Here is a 17,413-nt window from a genome sequence, read left to right on the forward strand (position 1 = left end):
TCATGATGAAACTGCCGTCCCGACGGCCCAACTCGGCCGCGGCGAAGGCCACCCCCGGCGCTCCGGTGATCCTGGACCGCCGGCGGGCGCTGCGGCGACTCGCCGACGCGGAATTCGACGTGCTGGTGATCGGCGGCGGGATCACCGGCGCCTACACCGCGCTCGACGCGGTCTCCCGCGGATTCTCCGTGGCGCTGGTGGAACGCGACGACTTCGCCTCCGGCACGTCGTCGAAGTCGTCGAAGATGGTGCACGGCGGGCTGCGCTACATCGAGCAGGGCAACGTGAACCTGGTCCGGCACTCGCTGCTGGAGCGGCACCGGTTCCGCCGCAACGCGCCGCACCTGGTGCAGCGCCTGCCGTTCCTGTTCCCGATCCTGGAGCAGGAAGGCGTTTTCGACCCCCGCATCGCGAAGGCCTTCGAGGGTCTGCTGTGGACCTACGACCTGGTCGGCGGCTGGCGGATCGGGCGCCTGCACCAGCGGCTCACCCCCAACGAGGTGCTCTCCCACGCGCCGACGCTGCGCGCGGAGCAACTAAAGGGCGGCCTCATGTACTACGACAGCCGCACCGACGACGCCCGCCTCACCCTCACCGTCGTGCGCACCGCCGCCCACCTCGGCGCGGTCGTCGCCAACGGCGCGAAGGTCGAGCGGCTGCTCAAGGACGGCGGCCGGGTGCGCGGCGCCGTCGTCCACGCCGACGGCGAGGACATCGACGTACGCGCCCGAGTCGTGGTGAACGCGACCGGCGTGTGGACCGACGAGCTCGACGTGCTGGCCGACGACGCGCACCGCCCGCAGGTCCGCCCGGCCAAGGGCGTGCACATCGTGGTGCCCTGGTCGAAGATCCGCAACGACTGCACGGTCACGGTGCCGATCCCGGGCCGCGCCCGCCGCGCGACCTGCACCCGCTGGGGCGATGTCGTCGTCCTCGGCACCACCGACACCGACTACGACGGCTCCGTCGACGACGTGCACTGCACGCGCGAGGAGATGGAGTTCCTCCTCGACGGCGCCAACGTCGCCTTCAACAGCGGCATCACCGCCGACGACGTGCTCGGCAGCTTCGGCGGGCTGCGCCCGCTGGTCGGCGGCAAGGAGGGCGCCACCCTCGACATGCGGCGCGACCACCACATCAGCGTGGGCGGCGGCGGCATGGTCACGGTGACCGGCGGCAAGCTCACCACCAGCCGCCACATGGGCGAGCTCGTGGTGGACAAGGTCGCCGGGCTGCTCGGGCGGAAGACCCGCAGCCGCACCACGAAGCTCCCGCTGCTCGGCGGCGCCGGCTACGACCCGGAGGCGGTCACCGCCTCCGGCGGCACGGCCGCGCACCTCGGCGGGCGCTACGGCACCGAGTCGCGCTTCGTGAGCGCGCTGATCGCCGAGGACCCCGCGCTCGCCGAGCCGCTGGTGGACGGCCAACCGCACCTGAAGGCCGAAGTCGTCTACGCGGCCCGGTGCGAGATGGCGCGCTCGGTCGACGACGTGCTCTCCCGCCGCACCCGGCTGCGGTTGTTCGCCCGCGACGCCTCCGCGGCAGCCGCGCCGGTCGTCGGTGAACTCCTCGGCACCGAGCTCGGGCTCAGCGCCGACACCATCGCCGGACAAGTAAGCAGCTACCGGGCGGACATCGCCCGCGAGAAGTCGATCCTGTTGGGAGAGAAGGCATGATCAGCCGCCAGACCATCACCCACCCGTTCAACCGCGGCAAGTACGTCGTCGGAGCCCCGACCCCGCCCCGCTACGGCGCGGGCACCCCGGTCGGCAAGGGCGCGGCGTCGCTGCAGACCACCGCGGTCGAGGTCCCGGGCGCGGTCGTGGAATCGCTGCGCGGCATCGCCGACGCCGTGCACACCGACCGCGACGAGGTCGTGCTGCGCACCCGCGACTGGTGGGCGGGTTCGATGATCGGCGAGACCGCCGACAGCCCGGCCACCCCGGACGCGGTGATCGTCGAGGTCAGCACCGTCGAGCAGATCCAGGCCGTGACCCGGCTGTGCAACGAGCACACCCTGCCGCTGACCGTCTCCGCCGGCCGCAGCAACGTCACCGGCGCGGCCCTGCCGGTCTTCGGCGGCGTCGTGCTCGACGTCTGCGGCCTCACCGGCATCGTCTCCTTCGACGCGGAATCGCAGGTCGTCGAGGTCCGGGCCGGCATGTTCGGCGACGTCTTCGAGAAGGAGCTGCAGGAGGTCCACGGCGCCACCACCGGGCACTGGCCGTCGGCGTTCGCGATCTCCACCGTCGGCGGCTGGGTCGCCTGCCGCGGCGCCGGCCAGCTGTCCACCCGCTACGGCAAGATCGAGGACATGGTCGTCGGGCTCGACGTGGTCCTCGCCGACGGCACGCTGGCGACCTTCGGCGATTACCCGCGCGCCGCGACCGGCCCCGACCTGCGGCAGCTGTTCGTCGGCTCGGAAGGCACCCTGGGCATCATCACCTCGGTCCGGCTGCGCACCCACCCGCTGCCCGAGTACGCCAAGGCCATCGCCTACGGCTTCGACACCTTCGCCGAGGGGCTGGAGGCCTGCCGGCTGATCATGCAGCGCGGCGCGACCCCGGCCGCGATGCGCCTCTACGACAAGCTGGAGAGCGGCACCCACTTCGGGCACCCCGACACGAACCTGCTGCTGATCGCCGACGAAGGCGACCCGGTGATCGTGGACGCGAGCATCGCGGTCAGCGCCGAGGTGTGCGCGGAGCACGGCATCGAGCTCGACGGCCAGGCGGTGTTCGAGCGCTGGCTGGACGAGCGGATGCTGGTCGGCAAGTCCGCGGACGGCTTCACCCCCGGCCCCGGGTTCGTCGCCGACACCCTCGAGATGGCCGGGCCGTGGGCGAAGCTGCCCGCCATCTACGACGAGGTGGTGGCCGCGATCTGCGCGGTGCCCGGCACGCTGGCGTCCTCGGCGCACCAGTCGCACGCCTACACCGACGGCGCCTGCCTGTACTTCTCGCTGCGCGGCGAGGTCGAGCCGGAGCAGCGGCGGCAGTGGTACCGCGCGGCGTGGGACGCGGCCAACGCGGTGCTGATCCGGCACGGCGCGGCGCTGAGCCACCACCACGGGTCCGGGCTGCTGCGCGGCCCGTACCTGGCCGACGCGCTCGGCTCCGGGTTCCCGGCGTTCGAGGCGGTCAAGAACGCGCTCGACCCGCGCGGCGTGCTCAACCCGGGCAAGCTGGGCCTGCCCACGTCGTTCGGCACCGGGCCGCTCGACTGAACCACCGGGCGGGTAAGAGTAACGGGCATGAGTGAACCTTCCACGCGTCCGCGCCGACCGCTGAACCCGCTGATCGAGGCGGCTTTCGCGGACGTCCCGGTGTGCGCCTCGGTGGTCGGTGCGGCGCGGGTCAAGGACTTCGCCGCCGCACCGACCGCGGTCGGCGTCCTGGCGTCGATCCCGGTGGGCGAGCTGCCGAAGGTCGTCCGGGTGCTGGTGCACCTGAAGAAGACCGTGTTCGTCAACATCGACGCCTGCCCCGGCCTCGCCCAGGACCGCGGCGCGATCGACTTCCTGACCGAGATCGGCGCGCAGGGCGTGGTCAGCACCCGGGCCGCGCTGATCGACCGGGCCGGGGCGCTGGACATGCTGACGATGCAGAAGGTCTTCGTCACCGACCGGTCGAACCTCAACCGGAGCCTGGAAGGCGTCGGCCGGAGCAACCCGGACCTGGTCGAGGTGATGCCCGCCCCGATCATCCCGTGGATGCCCGAGGAGGCCCGCCGCGTGCTGTCGCCGTTCGTCGCGGCGGGCTTCGTCACCGACGTGGCCGGGGTGGCGCACTCGCTGGCGATGGGCGCGGTCGCGGCGGCCACCTCGGACCCCGGGCTCTGGTCGCTGACCCGCGATCGGCTGCGGGCCGGGAAATGACCCGTGTGCACTTTCCGCCGCTATAGCAACAAAAAGTGCACACGGGGCCAGACCAGGCAGAACGCCTAGGACGAACGGAGAGCCATGAGTTTCGTTGTGATCGCACGGTACGTCACCAACCCCGGCAAGCGGGACGAGGTGCTGGACCTGCTGGCGCCGATGGCGGCGGCGTCGCTGGCCGAGCCGGGCTGTCGCCGCTACGGCCTGCACGCCGGCACCGACGACGACGTCGTCGCCATCGTCGAGGAGTACGACACCGAGGCGGACTTCGCCGCGCACTGCGAATCCGAGCACTTCAAGCGGATCGTGCTCGGCCAGGTCGTGCCGCTGCTGGCCGAGCGCGTGGTCACCCGCTGCGTGCCGGTCGCCGGGGCGGGCGCGTGATGCGGGTCCGCGCGGCAGTCCTGCGGGAATCCGGCCGCGAAGCGCCCTACGCGGCGTCGCGGCCCATCGACGTCACGACGCTGGAGCTCGACCCGCCGGGGCCCGGCGAACTGCTGGTGCGCGTCCGGGCCGCCGGGTTGTGCCACTCCGACCTGTCGGTGATCAACGGCTCGCGGCGCAGGCCGCTGCCGATGGCGCTCGGGCACGAGGCGGCCGGCGAGGTCGTCGAGGCCGGCGCGGGCAGCGGTTTCGATCCCGGCGACCACGTGGTGCTCGCCTTCGTGCCGTCCTGCGGCGACTGCGAGCGCTGCGTGGCCGGCCGCCCCGCCCTGTGCGGCCCGGGGGCCGCGGCGAACGAGCAGGGCGCCCTGCTCGGCGGCGGTATGCGGTGGCGGGCCGACGACGGCTCGCGGCCGTACCACCACCTCGGCGTGTCGGCGTTCGCCGAGCACATCGTCGTGTCGGCCCGCTCGGCGGTGAAGGTCGACGCCGACCTCCCCTTCGAGATCGCCGCCCTGTTCGGCTGCGCCGTCCTGACCGGTGCGGGCGCGGCACTGCACTCGACGCAGATCCAGGCGGGGGAGAGCGTCGCGGTGTTCGGCCTCGGCGGCGTCGGCCTCGCGGCACTGCTGATGGCGAAGGCGTCCGGAGCGTCCACATTGGTCGCCGTCGACGTCGTCGAGCACAAGCGGGAGCTGGCCGCCCGGCTCGGCGCGACCCACGCAGTGGCGGGCGGCCCGGAGGCCGTCGAGCGGATCCGCGAGATCACCGGCGGTGGCGCCGAGAAGGTGATCGACACGACCGGCGTCGCGCCCGTCCTGCGGCAGGCCTACGACGCGACCCGCAGCGGCGGCACCACGGTCACCGTCGGCCTGCCGGACCCCGAGGCGCAGCTCTCCCTGCCAGCGCTGAGCCTGGTCGCGGAGGAGAAGACGCTGCGGGGCAGCTACCTCGGATCGTGCGTGCCGAGGCGGGACGTGCCGCGCTTCATCGAGCTGTACCGGTCGGGCGCGCTCCCCGTCGACGCGCTGCTGTCCCACCGGCTCACCCTCGACGAGATCAACGAGGGGTTCGACCGCCTGGCCGACGGCACCGCCATCCGCCAAGTCGTCGTCCTCTGACTGCCGGCGCCGCCCGGGACCAGCGAGAACCGCCGGTCCCGGGCGGCTCGCGCGGTGCGGCCGGTGTTCAGTTTCTGAACAGTTGCGCGGGCACGCCGAACCTAAGGTGATCGTCGCCACACTCGGTGTCGAGAGGACGACGATGACTTCGCACCGCGCACTCCGCGCCACCACGCGGCCACCGGACGAACCCGGGCTCACCGGGCGCCGGCGCTTCCTCGGCTACCTGCTGGCCGCTCCCACGCTGGTCGCCGCGGGCAGGCTGGCGGGCCCGACGGCCGCCGAGGCGGCCGTGCCCAGTCCGGGGCTCACCGACGCCTACGACCTGTCCGACGCGCTGACCCATGCCGCCCTGCCCACCTCGAACCTGATCACGGTGGCGGTGAACCCCGACGGAACGGTGTCCTTCGCGCTGCACCGCGCCGAAGTCGGGCAGGGCATCACGACCGCGGTCGCGATGCTCATCGCCGAGGAGATGTCGCTACCGCTGGAGAAGGTCCGCATCACGCTCGCCGACGCGCGCTCCGAGCTGGTGTTCAACCAGCTCACCGGCGGATCGAACACCATCCACGCGATCTACACCCCGGTGCGCCTCGCGGCGGCGGTCGCGCGCGAGCGGATGAAGCTCACCGCGGCGCAGCAATGGCACGTCCCGGTCGCCGAACTCGACCTCGCCGACGGCGTCATCACGCACCGGTCCGGGAAGCGGGCGACCTACGGCTCGCTGGCGAAGACCGCGGCCAGCTCGACGACCCGGGAATTCACCCCGGCGCTCAAGCCCGCCTCCGAATTCACGATCATCGGCAGGCCGCAGAACCGCATCGACGCGCTCGCCGCCGTCACCGGCCGCAAGCAGTTCGCGATGGACCTCGACGTGCCGGGCGCCAAGCCCACCATGGTCCGCCGGGCGCCGACGATCAACGGCACCGCGCGCTCGATCCGCAACGTCGACCAGGTGCTGACCATGCCGGGCATCACCGACGTCGCGATCATCTCCACCGGCGTCGCGGTGCGCGGCGAGACCTTCGGCCAGTGCATCGACGCCGTCCGCGCCCTCGACGTGACCTGGGCACCGGGCACTGTGGACGGTGAATCCGACGAGACGTTGCTGCGCAAGCTCAAGGCCGCGACGCCGCCGGTCAAGCCGGCGCTGCCGCTGACGACCGCGGTCGACGCCGAATTCACCTTCGCCTTCGCCAGCAACACGCCGCTGGAGACCAACTGCGCGGTCGCCGACGTACGGAAGGACCGGGCGGAGATCTGGTCCAGCCTCAAGGTCCCGATCATCGCCAAGCAGCAGATCGCCCAGCGCCTCGGGCTGCCGGAAACCGCGGTCACCGTGCACGTGGTGGAAGGCGGCGGATCCTTCGGCCGCCACCTCTTCCACGACGCGGCGATGGAGGCCGCCGAGGCGTCCCGGGCGTTCGGCAAACCGGTCCGGCTGATGTGGCACCGCACCGACGACTTCCGGCACGGCCGGGCGCACCCGATGTGCTTCTCCAGGATCCGGGCGACCTGCGCCGCCGGCGAGGTGCTGAGCTTCGAGCAGTACCACACCAGCGTGAAAACCGATTTCGGGCACGGTTTCGGCGAGCTCATCACCGGCACCGTCACGGAACCGGAACTCGGCAACTACTCGGTCGCGCAGACGATCTTCCTGCTGTCCCAGCACAGCCCGTACGCCTTCGGCGTCACCACGCAGCTGCTCAACGAGGTTCCGCTGGAGTTCCACACCGGCAGCATGCGCAACGTCTACTCGCCCAACGTGCGGTGCGCGCAGGAACTCGTCGTCGACCGGCTGGCCGCCGAGATGGGCAAGGACCCGTTGGCGTTCCGCCGGGAATTCGCCAGGGAGGAGCGCTACCGGAAGGTGCTGGACGTCCTGGCGGAGAAGGGGAGGTGGGGCCGGTCCCTGCCCGCCGGCGTGGCGCAGGGCGTGGCGCTCGCGCACGAGTACAAGGCGGTCGCCGGCGCGCTGGTCGAGATCGACGCGCGGCCGGAAACGGTCGGACGGGAGGTGCCGGTGCACGAGGGCGTGACCGGGCCACGCGTCACCCGGGTGACGTTCGTGGTGGATCCGGGCCTGTGCATCAACCCGCGGGGCCTCGAAGCGCAGATGCTCGGCGGGATCAACGACGGCATCGCCACCGCCCTGACCTTCGGCCTGCACATCGAGGGCGGCCTGCCGCTGGAAGGCAGCTGGGACAACGGTTTCTACACGCGGCAGTGGAACGTGCCGCCGGAAGTCGAGATCATCATCATGCCCGATTCCGGCGACGATCCCGGCGGCGCGGGGGAACTGGCGGTCGCGCCCACGATGGCCGCGGTGGCCTGCGCGTACGCCAGGGCGACCGGCACGATGCCCACCACTTTCCCGATCAACCACCACGACCCGCTGCGCTTCGCGCCGCTGCCGCGCGAACCGTCCATCCCGCAGTCGCCCACCGACGGCCTGGACAAGGCGTTCTGAGGAGCCTTCATGCCAAAGCACACTTTCAAGCTCAACGGCGAACAGGTCACCGTGGACGTCCCCGGCGAGGTGCGGCTGCTGTGGGTGCTGCGCGACGTCCTCGGCGTGCGCGGACCGAAGTACGGCTGCGGGCTCGGGGTCTGCCAGGCCTGCACCTGCCACATCAACGGCAAGGCCTTCAACCCGTGCTCCGTCCCCGTCTCGGAGATCGGGCCCGACGACGAGATCACCACGATCGAGGGCTTACCGGCGACCGTCGGCAAGGACCTGCACCCGATGCAGCAGGCCTGGCTGGACCGGGACGTCCCGCAGTGCGGCTACTGCCAGCCGGGCCAGATCATGACGGCGGTCGCGACGGTCCGCAAGGTCCGCGAGGAGGGCCGCGAGATCGGCGACGAGGACCTCGACGAGATCCGCAACGTCTGCCGCTGCGGCACCTACCAGCGAATCCGGGAGGCGATCAGGGCAGGCGCCGACGCGACCGAGTAGACCGGGGAATCGCCGGTGGGCGGCACGACCGCCCACCGGGCGGTGCGAAACCCCCCGAATCTCTTTGCGGAGCAGGTAAAATCGATCAGGTTGACCGCTTTCGCGATCGGGGAGGTCGTTGGTGGAGAGGGACGTCCGGACGATGGACGACGTAATGCGCATGCTCGACCGGATGCTCGAGACGGACGCCCGCAACACCCCGGACTGGTGGGACCGGTTCTACTCGGACCGCGCCAAGCCGATTCCCTTCTTCGCCGCCAAACCGGACGAGAACCTGGTGTCCTGCCTGGAGCACGGCGTGCTCGCTCCGGGGCGCGCGCTCGACCTGGGTTGCGGGCCGGGGCGCAACGCGGTGCACCTCGCGTCGCTGGGTTTCGAGGTCGACGCCGTCGACCTCTCGCCGGAAGCCGTGTCCTGGGGCGAGGAGCGCGCCCGCGAGGCCGGGGTCGAGGTCCGCTTCCACTGCGCCGACATGTTCTCCGCGGATCTGCGGCTGGGCCGGTACGACCTGGTCTACGACTCCGGCTGCCTGCACCACCTGCCGCCGCACCGCCGGGCGAGCTACCTGGACCTGCTCGACCGGGTGCTGGTCCCCGGCGGTCACTTCGGCCTGACCTGCTTCGCCGCCGGCGAAATGGGATCGGAGCTCGCCGACGAGGAGTTCTACCGCCAGGGCGACCTGGACGGTGGGATGGCCTTCGACCCGGACTCGCTGCGCTGGATCTTCTCGGACTACACCGAGATCGAGCTGCGGCGCATGGTGGAGCAGCCGCCGGACGCGCCGCACTACGGCGTCCCCTTCCTGCTGGCCGCGCTGTTCCGCCGCCCGGCGGCTCGTTGACCACCTCGTACTACTGGCGGTGCGTGCGTTTGGAGGTATTGCACCCGCACGGCTGCTTGCTTCGGTGGTGGGGGTCACAGATAATCCGACGTTAACTTTCGTTAACGCAGCGTCGGATGCATGACCGGGCGGGGCCGGGAGGAAGCGGTGAATCCGAGCGGGAACCAGGTAGTGCGTCCCGAGATCGCCTCGTCCTGGCGGCGCACCAGCATGAGCGGGCTCCGCCCGGAGTCGGCGCTGGACCGGTTGCACATCGCCGAGTTCGACACCGCCAGCCGGCTCATGCGCGCCGCCGGACCGGTGCTGGACGAACTCGCCACGCGCCTGGTGGACACCACGTTCTGCATCGCGCTCGCCGACAGCTCCTGCCGGATCGTGGACCGCCGGTTCACCGACCTGCGCACCGAGCTCGCGCTGAACCGGATCAGCGCCGTGCCCGGCGCGCAGTTCACCGAGGAACACGCGGGCACCAACGCGCTCGGCACGCCGTTCGAGGTCATGCGCGGGGTCGCGGTGCACGGCGCGGAGCACTTCGTCGAGGCGCTCAAGGCGTTCAGCTGCTACGGCCACCCGATCCGCCATCCCGTGACCCGCCGGATCGAAGGCGTCCTGGACATCACCGGCCTGGCCAGCGAGGCCAATCCGCTGTTTGCGCCGCTGCTGCAGCGCGCCGTCGAAGACATCGAGCAGCGGCTGTGGGAAGGCGCACGGCAATCGGAGAAGCGCCTGCTGCGGGCGTTCCAGCACGCCTCCCGCAGCCCGTGCCGGGCCGTGGTGGCGATCGGCGGCGAGCTCGTGCTGACCAACCGGGCCGCGCTCGACCTGCTGGAACCCCCGGACCACGCGGTGCTGCGCGACTTCGTCTCCGGCGTGACCGGATCCGCCTCCCGCGACCTGGTGCTGGGTTCGGGCGCGGCCGTGCACCTGCGGGCCGAGAAGGTCACCGGCACCGCCGACGGCTTCCTGGTCGAGCTGACGCCCCGCGCCCGCACGCGGGTCCCGGTGCCGCGCGGCCGGGTGGCCGAGAACCGGCGGACCGGGCTGGACCAGCAGCTGGCCGAGCTGAGCAGGGGAGCGGGGCCAGTGCTCATCGCCGGCGAACCCGGCTCCGGGCGCACCTCCGCGGCACGCGCCATCGCCGGCCCGCGGACCGTGCAAGTGCTCGACGCCGCGGACGTGGTCGTCGTCGGCGAACAGGAGTGGGCCAAGCGGCTCCGCTCGCCGAACCCGGGCGCGGAAGTCCTCGTCGTCGAAGGGATCGAGCTGCTGTCCGACGCGCTGTGCGCGGGTCTGGCGCGAATGCTCGCGGACGAACCGGGCGTGCGCCTCGTGCTCACCTCGGCGCCGCGATCCGAGCTGCCACCCCGGGTGCTGAGCCTCGCGGCGACCTGCCCGTCCCGCGTGGAACTGCCGGCGCTGCGCAACCGGACCGACGAGTTCGCGGCGATCGCGCGCACCATGCTCGCCGAACTCCGGGCCGACCTGCGCATCGCGCCGAGCGCACTCGAGGCGCTGATCGCCCAGCAGTGGCCCGGGAACCTCCGGGAACTGGCCGGGGTGCTCCGCGGCATCACCGAGCGGCGCACGGCCGGTGACATCACCGTCGCGGACCTTCCGGTCGGCTACCGCGACGCCGGCCGCACCGCCAGGCTGAGCAGGAGGGAGCGGGCCGAACGCGACGCCATCACCGAGGCCTTGCGCGACACCGGCGGCAACAAGGTGCAGGCGGCGCAGCGCCTGGGCATCAGCCGCACCACGCTGTACAGCAGGATGCGTGCGCTCGGGGTGTCCCGTTGAGGTGTTCAGTTCTTGAACAGTTACCGCCCGCGCGCGGCCGCGAACATGGTCCCCGTCACAACGACGTGAGGAGGCCGAGTGACTGCGGTGGATGAGTTCCCGGTGCTGACGACGGTCCGGGATTTCCTGTCCGGCCCGAAGAAGCTGCTGATCGGCGGCGAATGGGTGGACGCGGCGTCGGGGCGCACCTTCGCCACGCACGACCCGGCGACCGGCGAGCGGCTGACCGAGGTGGCGCACGGGCAGGCCGAGGACGTGGACCGGGCGGTCGCCGCCGCGCGTCGCGCGTTCGAGGACGGCCCGTGGGCGCGCATGAAGCCCAACGAGCGCGAGCGGCTGATCTGGCGCGTCGGCGACGTCCTCAGCGAGCGGGCGGCGGAATTCGGTCAGCTCGAAGCACTCGACAACGGCAAGTCCGCGGCGATCGCGCAGGCGGTGGACACCGGCTGGGCGGCCGATGTGTTCCGCTACTACGCCGGATGGGCGACGAAGATCCACGGCAGCACGGTGAACGTGTCGATGCCGTTCGTGCCCGGCGGCGAGTTCCACGCCTACACGCTGCGCGAACCGGTCGGCGTCTGCGGCCAGATCATCCCGTGGAACTTCCCGCTGCTGATGGCGTCCTGGAAGCTGGCGCCCGCGCTCGCGGCCGGCAACACCGTGGTGCTCAAGCCCGCCGAGCAGACGCCGCTGACCGCGCTGCTGCTCGGCGAGGTCTTCCAGGAAGCCGGCTTCCCGCCCGGCGTGGTCAACATCATCACCGGCTACGGCGACGCCGGTGCGGCGATCGCCGCGCACGACGACGTGGACAAGGTCGCGTTCACCGGATCCACCGAGGTGGGCAAGAAGATCGTCGCCGCGGCGCAGGGCAACCTGAAGAAGGTGTCGCTGGAACTCGGCGGCAAGAGCCCGAACGTGGTGTTCGCCGACGCCGACTTCGAGACGGCGGTGCCCGGCTCGCTGAACGCCTGGCTGTTCAACCACGGGCAGTGCTGCGTCGCGGGCACCCGGCTGTTCGTCGAGGACGCCATCTTCGACGAGTTCACCGCCGCGGTCGCCGAGGCCGCGAGCCAGGTCAAGATCGGACCGGGCCTGGACCCCGCCACCCAGCTCGGCCCGCTGGTCTCGCAGGAGCAGTTCGACCGCGTCACCGGCTACGTCACGGCGGGCCTGTCGGACGGCGCGCGGGCACTGACCGGCGGGAAGCGTTGGGGTGACAGCGGATTCTTCGTGGAGCCGACCGTGCTGGTGGACGTGCAGCCGGAGTTCAGCGTGGTGCGCGAGGAGATCTTCGGTCCGGTGGTGGCCGCGCTGCCGTTCAGCGCCGAACAGGGCGTGGCGCCGGCCGCCAACGAGAGCGTGTACGGGCTCGCCGCGGGCGTGTGGACCCGCGACATCTCCAAGGCGCACCGGGTCGCCAAGCAGCTCAAGGCCGGTTCGGTGTGGATCAACCAGTACAACGGCTTCGACACCGCGCTTCCCTTCGGCGGTTACAAGCAGTCGGGCTGGGGACGGGAACTGGGCGCGGACGCGATCGATCTCTACACCCAGACCAAGGCAGTCAACGTCGCCCTGTGATTCGGAGGTAGTCGCACGTGAAGACCAAGGCAGCAGTTCTGCGCGAAGTGGGCAAGCCGTTCGAGATCGTCGAACTCGACCTGGACGGCCCGGGCCCGGGAGAAGTCCTCATCAAGTACGCCGCGGCCGGGCTGTGCCACTCGGACCTGCACCTCACCGACGGCGACCTGCCGCCGCGCTTCCCGATCGTCGGCGGGCACGAGGGCGCCGGGATCATCGAGGAGGTCGGGCCCGGCGTCACCAAGGTCAAGCCCGGCGACCACGTGGTGTGCAGCTTCATCCCCAACTGCGGCACCTGCCGCTACTGCTCGACCGGCCGGCAGAACCTGTGCGACATGGGCGCCACCATCCTGGCCGGCTCCATGCCCGACGGGACGTTCCGGTTCCACGGCGAGGGCGAAGACATCGGCGCCATGTGCATGCTGGGCACCTTCTCCGAGCGGGCGACGATCTCGCAGCACTCGGTGGTCAAGGTCGACGACTGGCTGCCCTTGGAGACCGCGGTCGTCGTCGGCTGCGGGGTGCCCAGCGGGTGGGGCACAGCGGTCAACGCCGGCAACGTCCGGGCCGGTGACACCGTGATCATCTACGGCATCGGCGGCCTCGGCATCAACGCCGTGCAGGGCGCACTGCAGGCGGGCGCCAAGTACGTCGTCGTCGTCGATCCGCTCGAGTTCAAGCGGGAAACGGCGCTGAAGTTCGGTGCCACGCACGCCTTCGCCGATGCCGACGAGGCCCAGGCGAAGGTCACCGAACTGACCTGGGGCCAGGGCGCGGACGCCGCGCTGATCCTGGTCGGGACCGTCGACGAGACCGTGGTGTCCAAGGCGACCGCGGCGATCGGCAAGGGCGGCACCGTGGTGATCACCGGGCTCGCCGATCCGGCCAAGCTCACCGTGCACGTCTCCGGCGCGGACCTGACGCTCAACGAGAAGACCATCAAGGGCACGCTGTTCGGCTCGTCCAACCCGCAGTACGACATCGTGCGGCTGCTGCGCCTCTACGACGCGGGCAAGCTCAAGCTCGACGAGCTGGTGACGACGCGCTACAGCCTGGAGGAGGTCAACCAGGGCTACCAGGACCTGCGCGACGGCAAGAACATCCGCGGCGTGATCGTGTACGACTGATCCACGGGCCGGGAGCTCCGGGGCGCCACCGCACCCCGGAGCTCCAGGGCTAGCCCGAGGCGAACGTCTCGACGATCTTGGCGTTGAAAGCGGGCAGATCGCGGGGGCTGCGACTGGTGACGAGCCCGCGGTCGACCACCACTTCCTCGTCGACGACCTCGCCGCCGGCGTTGCGGATGTCGGTGCGGATGCTGTGGAACGAGGTCAGCTTGCGGTCCCGCACCACGTCCGCCTCCACGAGCGTCCAGGGCCCGTGGCAGATCGCCCCGACCGGCTTGCCCGAGTCCACGAAGCTCCGGACGAACTCCACCGCACGCGCGTCGCGCCGGAGGTTGTCCGGGTTGATCGTGCCGCCGGGCAGGATCAACGCGTCGTAGTCGTCGGCCGACGCATCGGAGATCTCGCGGTCCACGGTGAACCGGTCGCCCGGGTTGATGTCGTGGTTCATCGCCTGGATCTGACCGGAGTGCACCGAGACCAGCTCCGCCTCGGCCCCGGCCTGCTCCACGGCCTGGCGCGGCTGTTCGAGCTCGACCTGCTCGACACCGTCCGCGGCGAGGATCGCCACCCGGCGGCCGCGCAGTTCGTTCGCCATGTCCGATCACCTTCCCCGATCTGGTTTGCCGCGCTGCGTCCGGACAGTTCCAGGGTGCGCCCCCGCGTTCCCGATGCAACTCGGCGGCACTCGGAACTCCCACCGGACGGCCGTCCCTAGCGGGACTCGTTCCAGACCGGGTGCGGTGACTCGCGGACCTGCCCGTCGGACCGGAACACCAGGAACCGGTCGAAGGACCTGGCGAACCAGCGGTCGTGGGTGACCGCGACGACGGTGCCCTCGAAGTCGTCCAAACCGGACTGCAGCGCGTCCGCCGAGACCAGGTCCAGGTTGTCCGTGGGCTCGTCGAGCAGCAGCAGGTTGGCGCCTTCCAGCTCCAGCAGCAGGATCTGGAACCTCGCCTGCTGCCCACCGGAGAGCGTGTCGAACGGCCGCTGCGCGGCCTGCACGATGTCGTAGCGCGCCAACGCGCGGCTGGCTTCCTCGCGCGTCATGCCCGACCGGCGCTTGCCGCCGCCCATGAGCAACTCCAGCAGCGTCCGCCCGGCGAACTCGGGATGCTCGTGCGTCTGCGCGAACATCCCCGGCACCACCCGCGCGCCCAGGCGCGCGAGGCCGGTGTGCCGGACCGGGGTCAGCGCCTCCTGGTCCAGGTCGGACACGTGGTCGTCGCTGCCGCCCCGGGCGAGCAGCCGCAGGAAGTGCGACTTGCCGCTCCCGTTGGCGCCCAGCACCGCGATCCGCTCGCCGTAGCGGAACTCCGCGTTGAACGGCTTGGTGAGCCCGTCCAGGGCGAGGTCCTCGCAGATGACCGCGCGTTTGCCGGTGCGACCGCCGGGCAGGCGAACCTGCACCCGCTGCTCGCGCGGAACCGCCTCCGGCGGCCCGGCCTCCTCGAACTTGCGCAGCCGCGTCTGCGCCGCCTGGTAGCGCGTCGCCATGCCGTCGTTGTAGCTCGCCTTCTGCTTCAGGTCGTTCACCAGCCGCACGAGCTTGGCCCGGTCCTCGTCCCACCTGCGGCGGAGCTCGTCCAGCCGGGACATCCGCTCCTCGCGGGCCTCGTCGTAGCCGGCGAACCCGCCGCCGTGCACCCAGATGCGGTTGCCCGCCGCGCCGAGCTCCACCGTCACGATGCGGTTGGCGGTGCGGTGCAGCAGCTCGCGGTCGTGCGTGACGAACAGGACGGATTTCGGCGTCTCCCGGATCTGCTCCTCCAGCCACTGCTTGCCGGGCACGTCGAGGTAGTTGTCCGGCTCGTCGAGCAGCAGCACCTCGTCCGGCCCGCGCAGCAGCGATTCGAGGGCGAGCCGCTTCTGCTGGCCGCCCGAGAGCTTGCGCAGCTCCCGGTACCGGATCCGGTCGAACGGCTGGCCGATCGCGGCCGTGCAGCACCGGTCCCAGTGCACCTCGGCGTCGTACCCGCCGGCATCGGTGTACTCGGAAATCGCCTCGGCGTAGGCGATCTGCGCGGCATCGTCGTCGTGCTCGATCAGCCGCTCCTCGGCCAGGTCGAGCGCTTTCGCCGCGGCGCGCAGCCGGGGCGGGGCCAGCGAGATCAGCAGGTCCCGCACCGTCGAGTCGTCCCGGGCGTGGCCGATGAACTGGCGCATCACCCCGAGCCCGCCGGAACGGGTCACGCTGCCCTCGTGCGGCGCGAGATCGCCCGCGATCAACCGGAGCAGCGTCGTCTTCCCGGCGCCGTTCGGGCCCACCAGCGCGGCCTTGACCCCGTCTCCCACGCGGAACGACACGTCATCGAGCAGCACCCGGCCGTCCGGCAGGACGTAGTGCGCTTTCTGCAACTCGACATGCCCCACGGTTGTTGGCTCCTCACAGTGCTCAGAAGTTTTCGTTGCCGCGCCGCCGGATTCGGCGAGGGTTATGCCGGGATCAGGTCCGCGACGTGGCGGCGCAGCACCTCGGCGACGAGCGAGGCATCGGCCGACCCGTGCGGGTAGACCAGCTCGAAGGTCAAGCCCCCGACGACCGCGGTCAGGCGCTCCGCCTCCAGCTCGGCCTCGCGGACGCCCGCCGCCTGCAGCGCTTCCCGGAAGACGGCCCGAAGATCGGTGCCCATCCGGGTCGCCAGCGGCCGGAACTCCGGCCGCAGCCGCGCGGCGGTGATCAGCTCGGCCAGCACGATCAGCTCGGCCCGGTCGTCGTCCGCGACGGGCAGCACGGCGTGGCACACGGCCTCGATCAGCGCGCGGCGGCCCGGCACGTCGAGCGGGGAATCCGTCGCCGGCATCGCGCGTTCGAGCCTCCGCGCCATGCGGGCGCCCACCTCTTCGGCCGCGGCGACCATCAGCCCCTCGTGGCTGCCGAAGTGGTGCCGCACGGAACCGATGTTGATGCCCGACTCGTCGGCGACCTTCCGCAGCGAGGCCGCGCCGACCCCGCCGTGCGCGACGAGCCGGAAAACGGCGTCGACGATGCGGTTCTTGGCGGCCGCGGTCGCGGCATCACGGGCTGTCACGAGATGAAACTATCACATGTGTGATAGTCATTTTCGGACTCCGGTTCCGCCCGGGCCAGCGCCCACTGGAAGGTGGCCGGGCCTTCGGGCTCCCGCATGGTGACGATCTCGTCGATCAGCAGGGCGAAACCGGCCTCTTCGAGCAGCTCGCGGTTCCGCTGCGCGTCGAAGCTGCTGAAGAACATCGGCACGCCGAGCCAGTCGTCGACGGTGCCGTCCGTCTCGCCGCAGCCCAGCGTCGCGAGGAAGTGGCCTCCCGGCCGAAGCCACCGCGCGATGCGGGCGAAGAGCGCGGCGTGCTCATCGCGGGGCAGGTGCGTGATGGAGTAGAAGGCGGTGACCGCGTCCACGCTGCCGGGATCGAGCCGGAGTCGCGTGACGTCCTCGCGCATGAACCGTGCACGCGGGACGTTCTGCCGCGCCAGCTCGATTTGCGCTACCGAGATGTCGACACCGAGGACGTCGTGGTGCTCGGCGAGAATGGCCGTGCACGGCTTGCCCGAACCGCAGCCGAGGTCCACAGCGGAGGCCGCCGCGGGCAGCCGGTTCGTCAGTTCGGTGAGGAAGCGCAGCCTCGGATCGCCGTGGATCTCCTCGATCCACTCCGCGTAGCGGTGCGCGATGCGGTCGTACCCCTTCTCCACCACGCGCCTGGGGTCGGATTCCATGCGTGCGACCGTAAATCACCAACGGTCCG

The 17,413-nt window shown here is 71.3% G+C and carries 15 protein-coding genes; 11 read left to right on the forward strand and 4 right to left on the reverse strand.

From position 1 onward, the window contains the following. The first annotated feature begins 5 nt into the window (after positions 1-5). The 11 genes from E1288_RS02675 (at position 6) to E1288_RS02725 (ending at position 13,684) form a co-directional block, all read left to right on the forward strand. Entirely contained in the window at positions 6-1,676 is a 1,671-nt protein-coding gene (locus tag E1288_RS02675; RefSeq protein WP_235883293.1) for a glycerol-3-phosphate dehydrogenase/oxidase, read from the forward strand. Beyond that, positions 1,673-3,226, forward strand: a complete 1,554-nt coding sequence (locus E1288_RS02680) for an FAD-binding oxidoreductase (protein WP_132480104.1) — start codon at positions 1,673-1,675, stop codon at positions 3,224-3,226. Before E1288_RS02675 ends, E1288_RS02680 begins: the two co-directional genes overlap by 4 nt. Positions 3,227-3,253: 27 nt before the next feature. After that, entirely contained in the window at positions 3,254-3,877 is a 624-nt protein-coding gene (locus E1288_RS02685; protein ID WP_132480107.1) for a glycerol-3-phosphate responsive antiterminator, read from the forward strand. Between the two features lie 84 nt (positions 3,878-3,961). Next, the gene (locus tag E1288_RS02690; RefSeq protein WP_132480110.1) at positions 3,962-4,261 is read left to right on the forward strand and encodes a putative quinol monooxygenase; all 300 of its coding nucleotides are present in this window, start codon (positions 3,962-3,964) and stop codon (positions 4,259-4,261) included. Further along, positions 4,261-5,382 (forward strand): zinc-dependent alcohol dehydrogenase family protein, encoded by a 1,122-nt coding sequence (locus tag E1288_RS02695; protein WP_132480366.1) that lies wholly within the window; start codon positions 4,261-4,263, stop codon positions 5,380-5,382. The genes E1288_RS02690 and E1288_RS02695 overlap by 1 nt, the downstream gene beginning before the upstream one ends. Positions 5,383-5,524: 142 nt before the next feature. Next, positions 5,525-7,852 (forward strand): molybdopterin cofactor-binding domain-containing protein, encoded by a 2,328-nt coding sequence (locus tag E1288_RS02700; RefSeq protein WP_132480113.1) that lies wholly within the window; start codon positions 5,525-5,527, stop codon positions 7,850-7,852. A 9-nt stretch (positions 7,853-7,861) separates the two neighbouring features. After that, complete coding sequence (locus tag E1288_RS02705) at positions 7,862-8,341, forward strand: (2Fe-2S)-binding protein (protein ID WP_132480116.1); 480 nt, start codon at positions 7,862-7,864, stop codon at positions 8,339-8,341. A 121-nt stretch (positions 8,342-8,462) separates the two neighbouring features. Then, the gene (locus E1288_RS02710) at positions 8,463-9,182 is read left to right on the forward strand and encodes a class I SAM-dependent methyltransferase (protein WP_132480119.1); all 720 of its coding nucleotides are present in this window, start codon (positions 8,463-8,465) and stop codon (positions 9,180-9,182) included. 120 nt (positions 9,183-9,302) lie between these two features. Continuing rightward, positions 9,303-10,979: a sigma-54-dependent Fis family transcriptional regulator gene (locus tag E1288_RS02715; protein WP_207954137.1), complete on the forward strand. Its 1,677-nt coding sequence runs from the start codon at positions 9,303-9,305 to the stop codon at positions 10,977-10,979. A 78-nt stretch (positions 10,980-11,057) separates the two neighbouring features. Next, entirely contained in the window at positions 11,058-12,557 is a 1,500-nt protein-coding gene (locus tag E1288_RS02720) for an aldehyde dehydrogenase family protein (RefSeq protein ID WP_132480122.1), read from the forward strand. Between the two features lie 17 nt (positions 12,558-12,574). Further along, a complete protein-coding gene (locus E1288_RS02725; RefSeq protein ID WP_132480125.1) occupies positions 12,575-13,684 on the forward strand; it encodes an NDMA-dependent alcohol dehydrogenase in 1,110 nt (369 codons plus the stop codon). A 49-nt stretch (positions 13,685-13,733) separates the two neighbouring features. Here E1288_RS02725 and E1288_RS02730 read toward each other — a convergent pair whose 3' ends face one another. The 4 genes from E1288_RS02730 to E1288_RS02745 all read right to left on the reverse strand — a co-directional run bounded on the left by E1288_RS02730 (position 13,734) and on the right by E1288_RS02745 (position 17,384). Continuing rightward, positions 13,734-14,279 (reverse strand): type 1 glutamine amidotransferase domain-containing protein, encoded by a 546-nt coding sequence (locus tag E1288_RS02730; protein WP_132480128.1) that lies wholly within the window; start codon positions 14,277-14,279, stop codon positions 13,734-13,736. Positions 14,280-14,395: 116 nt separating this feature from the next. Then, positions 14,396-16,057 (reverse strand): ABC-F family ATP-binding cassette domain-containing protein, encoded by a 1,662-nt coding sequence (locus E1288_RS02735; protein WP_132480131.1) that lies wholly within the window; start codon positions 16,055-16,057, stop codon positions 14,396-14,398. Positions 16,058-16,119: 62 nt separating this feature from the next. Beyond that, complete coding sequence (locus E1288_RS02740) at positions 16,120-16,716, reverse strand: TetR/AcrR family transcriptional regulator (RefSeq protein WP_132480134.1); 597 nt, start codon at positions 16,714-16,716, stop codon at positions 16,120-16,122. Then, positions 16,713-17,384, reverse strand: a complete 672-nt coding sequence (locus E1288_RS02745) for a class I SAM-dependent methyltransferase (protein ID WP_132480137.1) — start codon at positions 17,382-17,384, stop codon at positions 16,713-16,715. The genes E1288_RS02740 and E1288_RS02745 overlap by 4 nt, the downstream gene beginning before the upstream one ends. Between the last annotated feature and the right edge of the window lie 29 nt (positions 17,385-17,413).

This window comes from Saccharopolyspora elongata (assembly GCF_004348985.1).
Lineage (GTDB): Bacteria > Actinomycetota > Actinomycetes > Mycobacteriales > Pseudonocardiaceae > Saccharopolyspora > Saccharopolyspora elongata.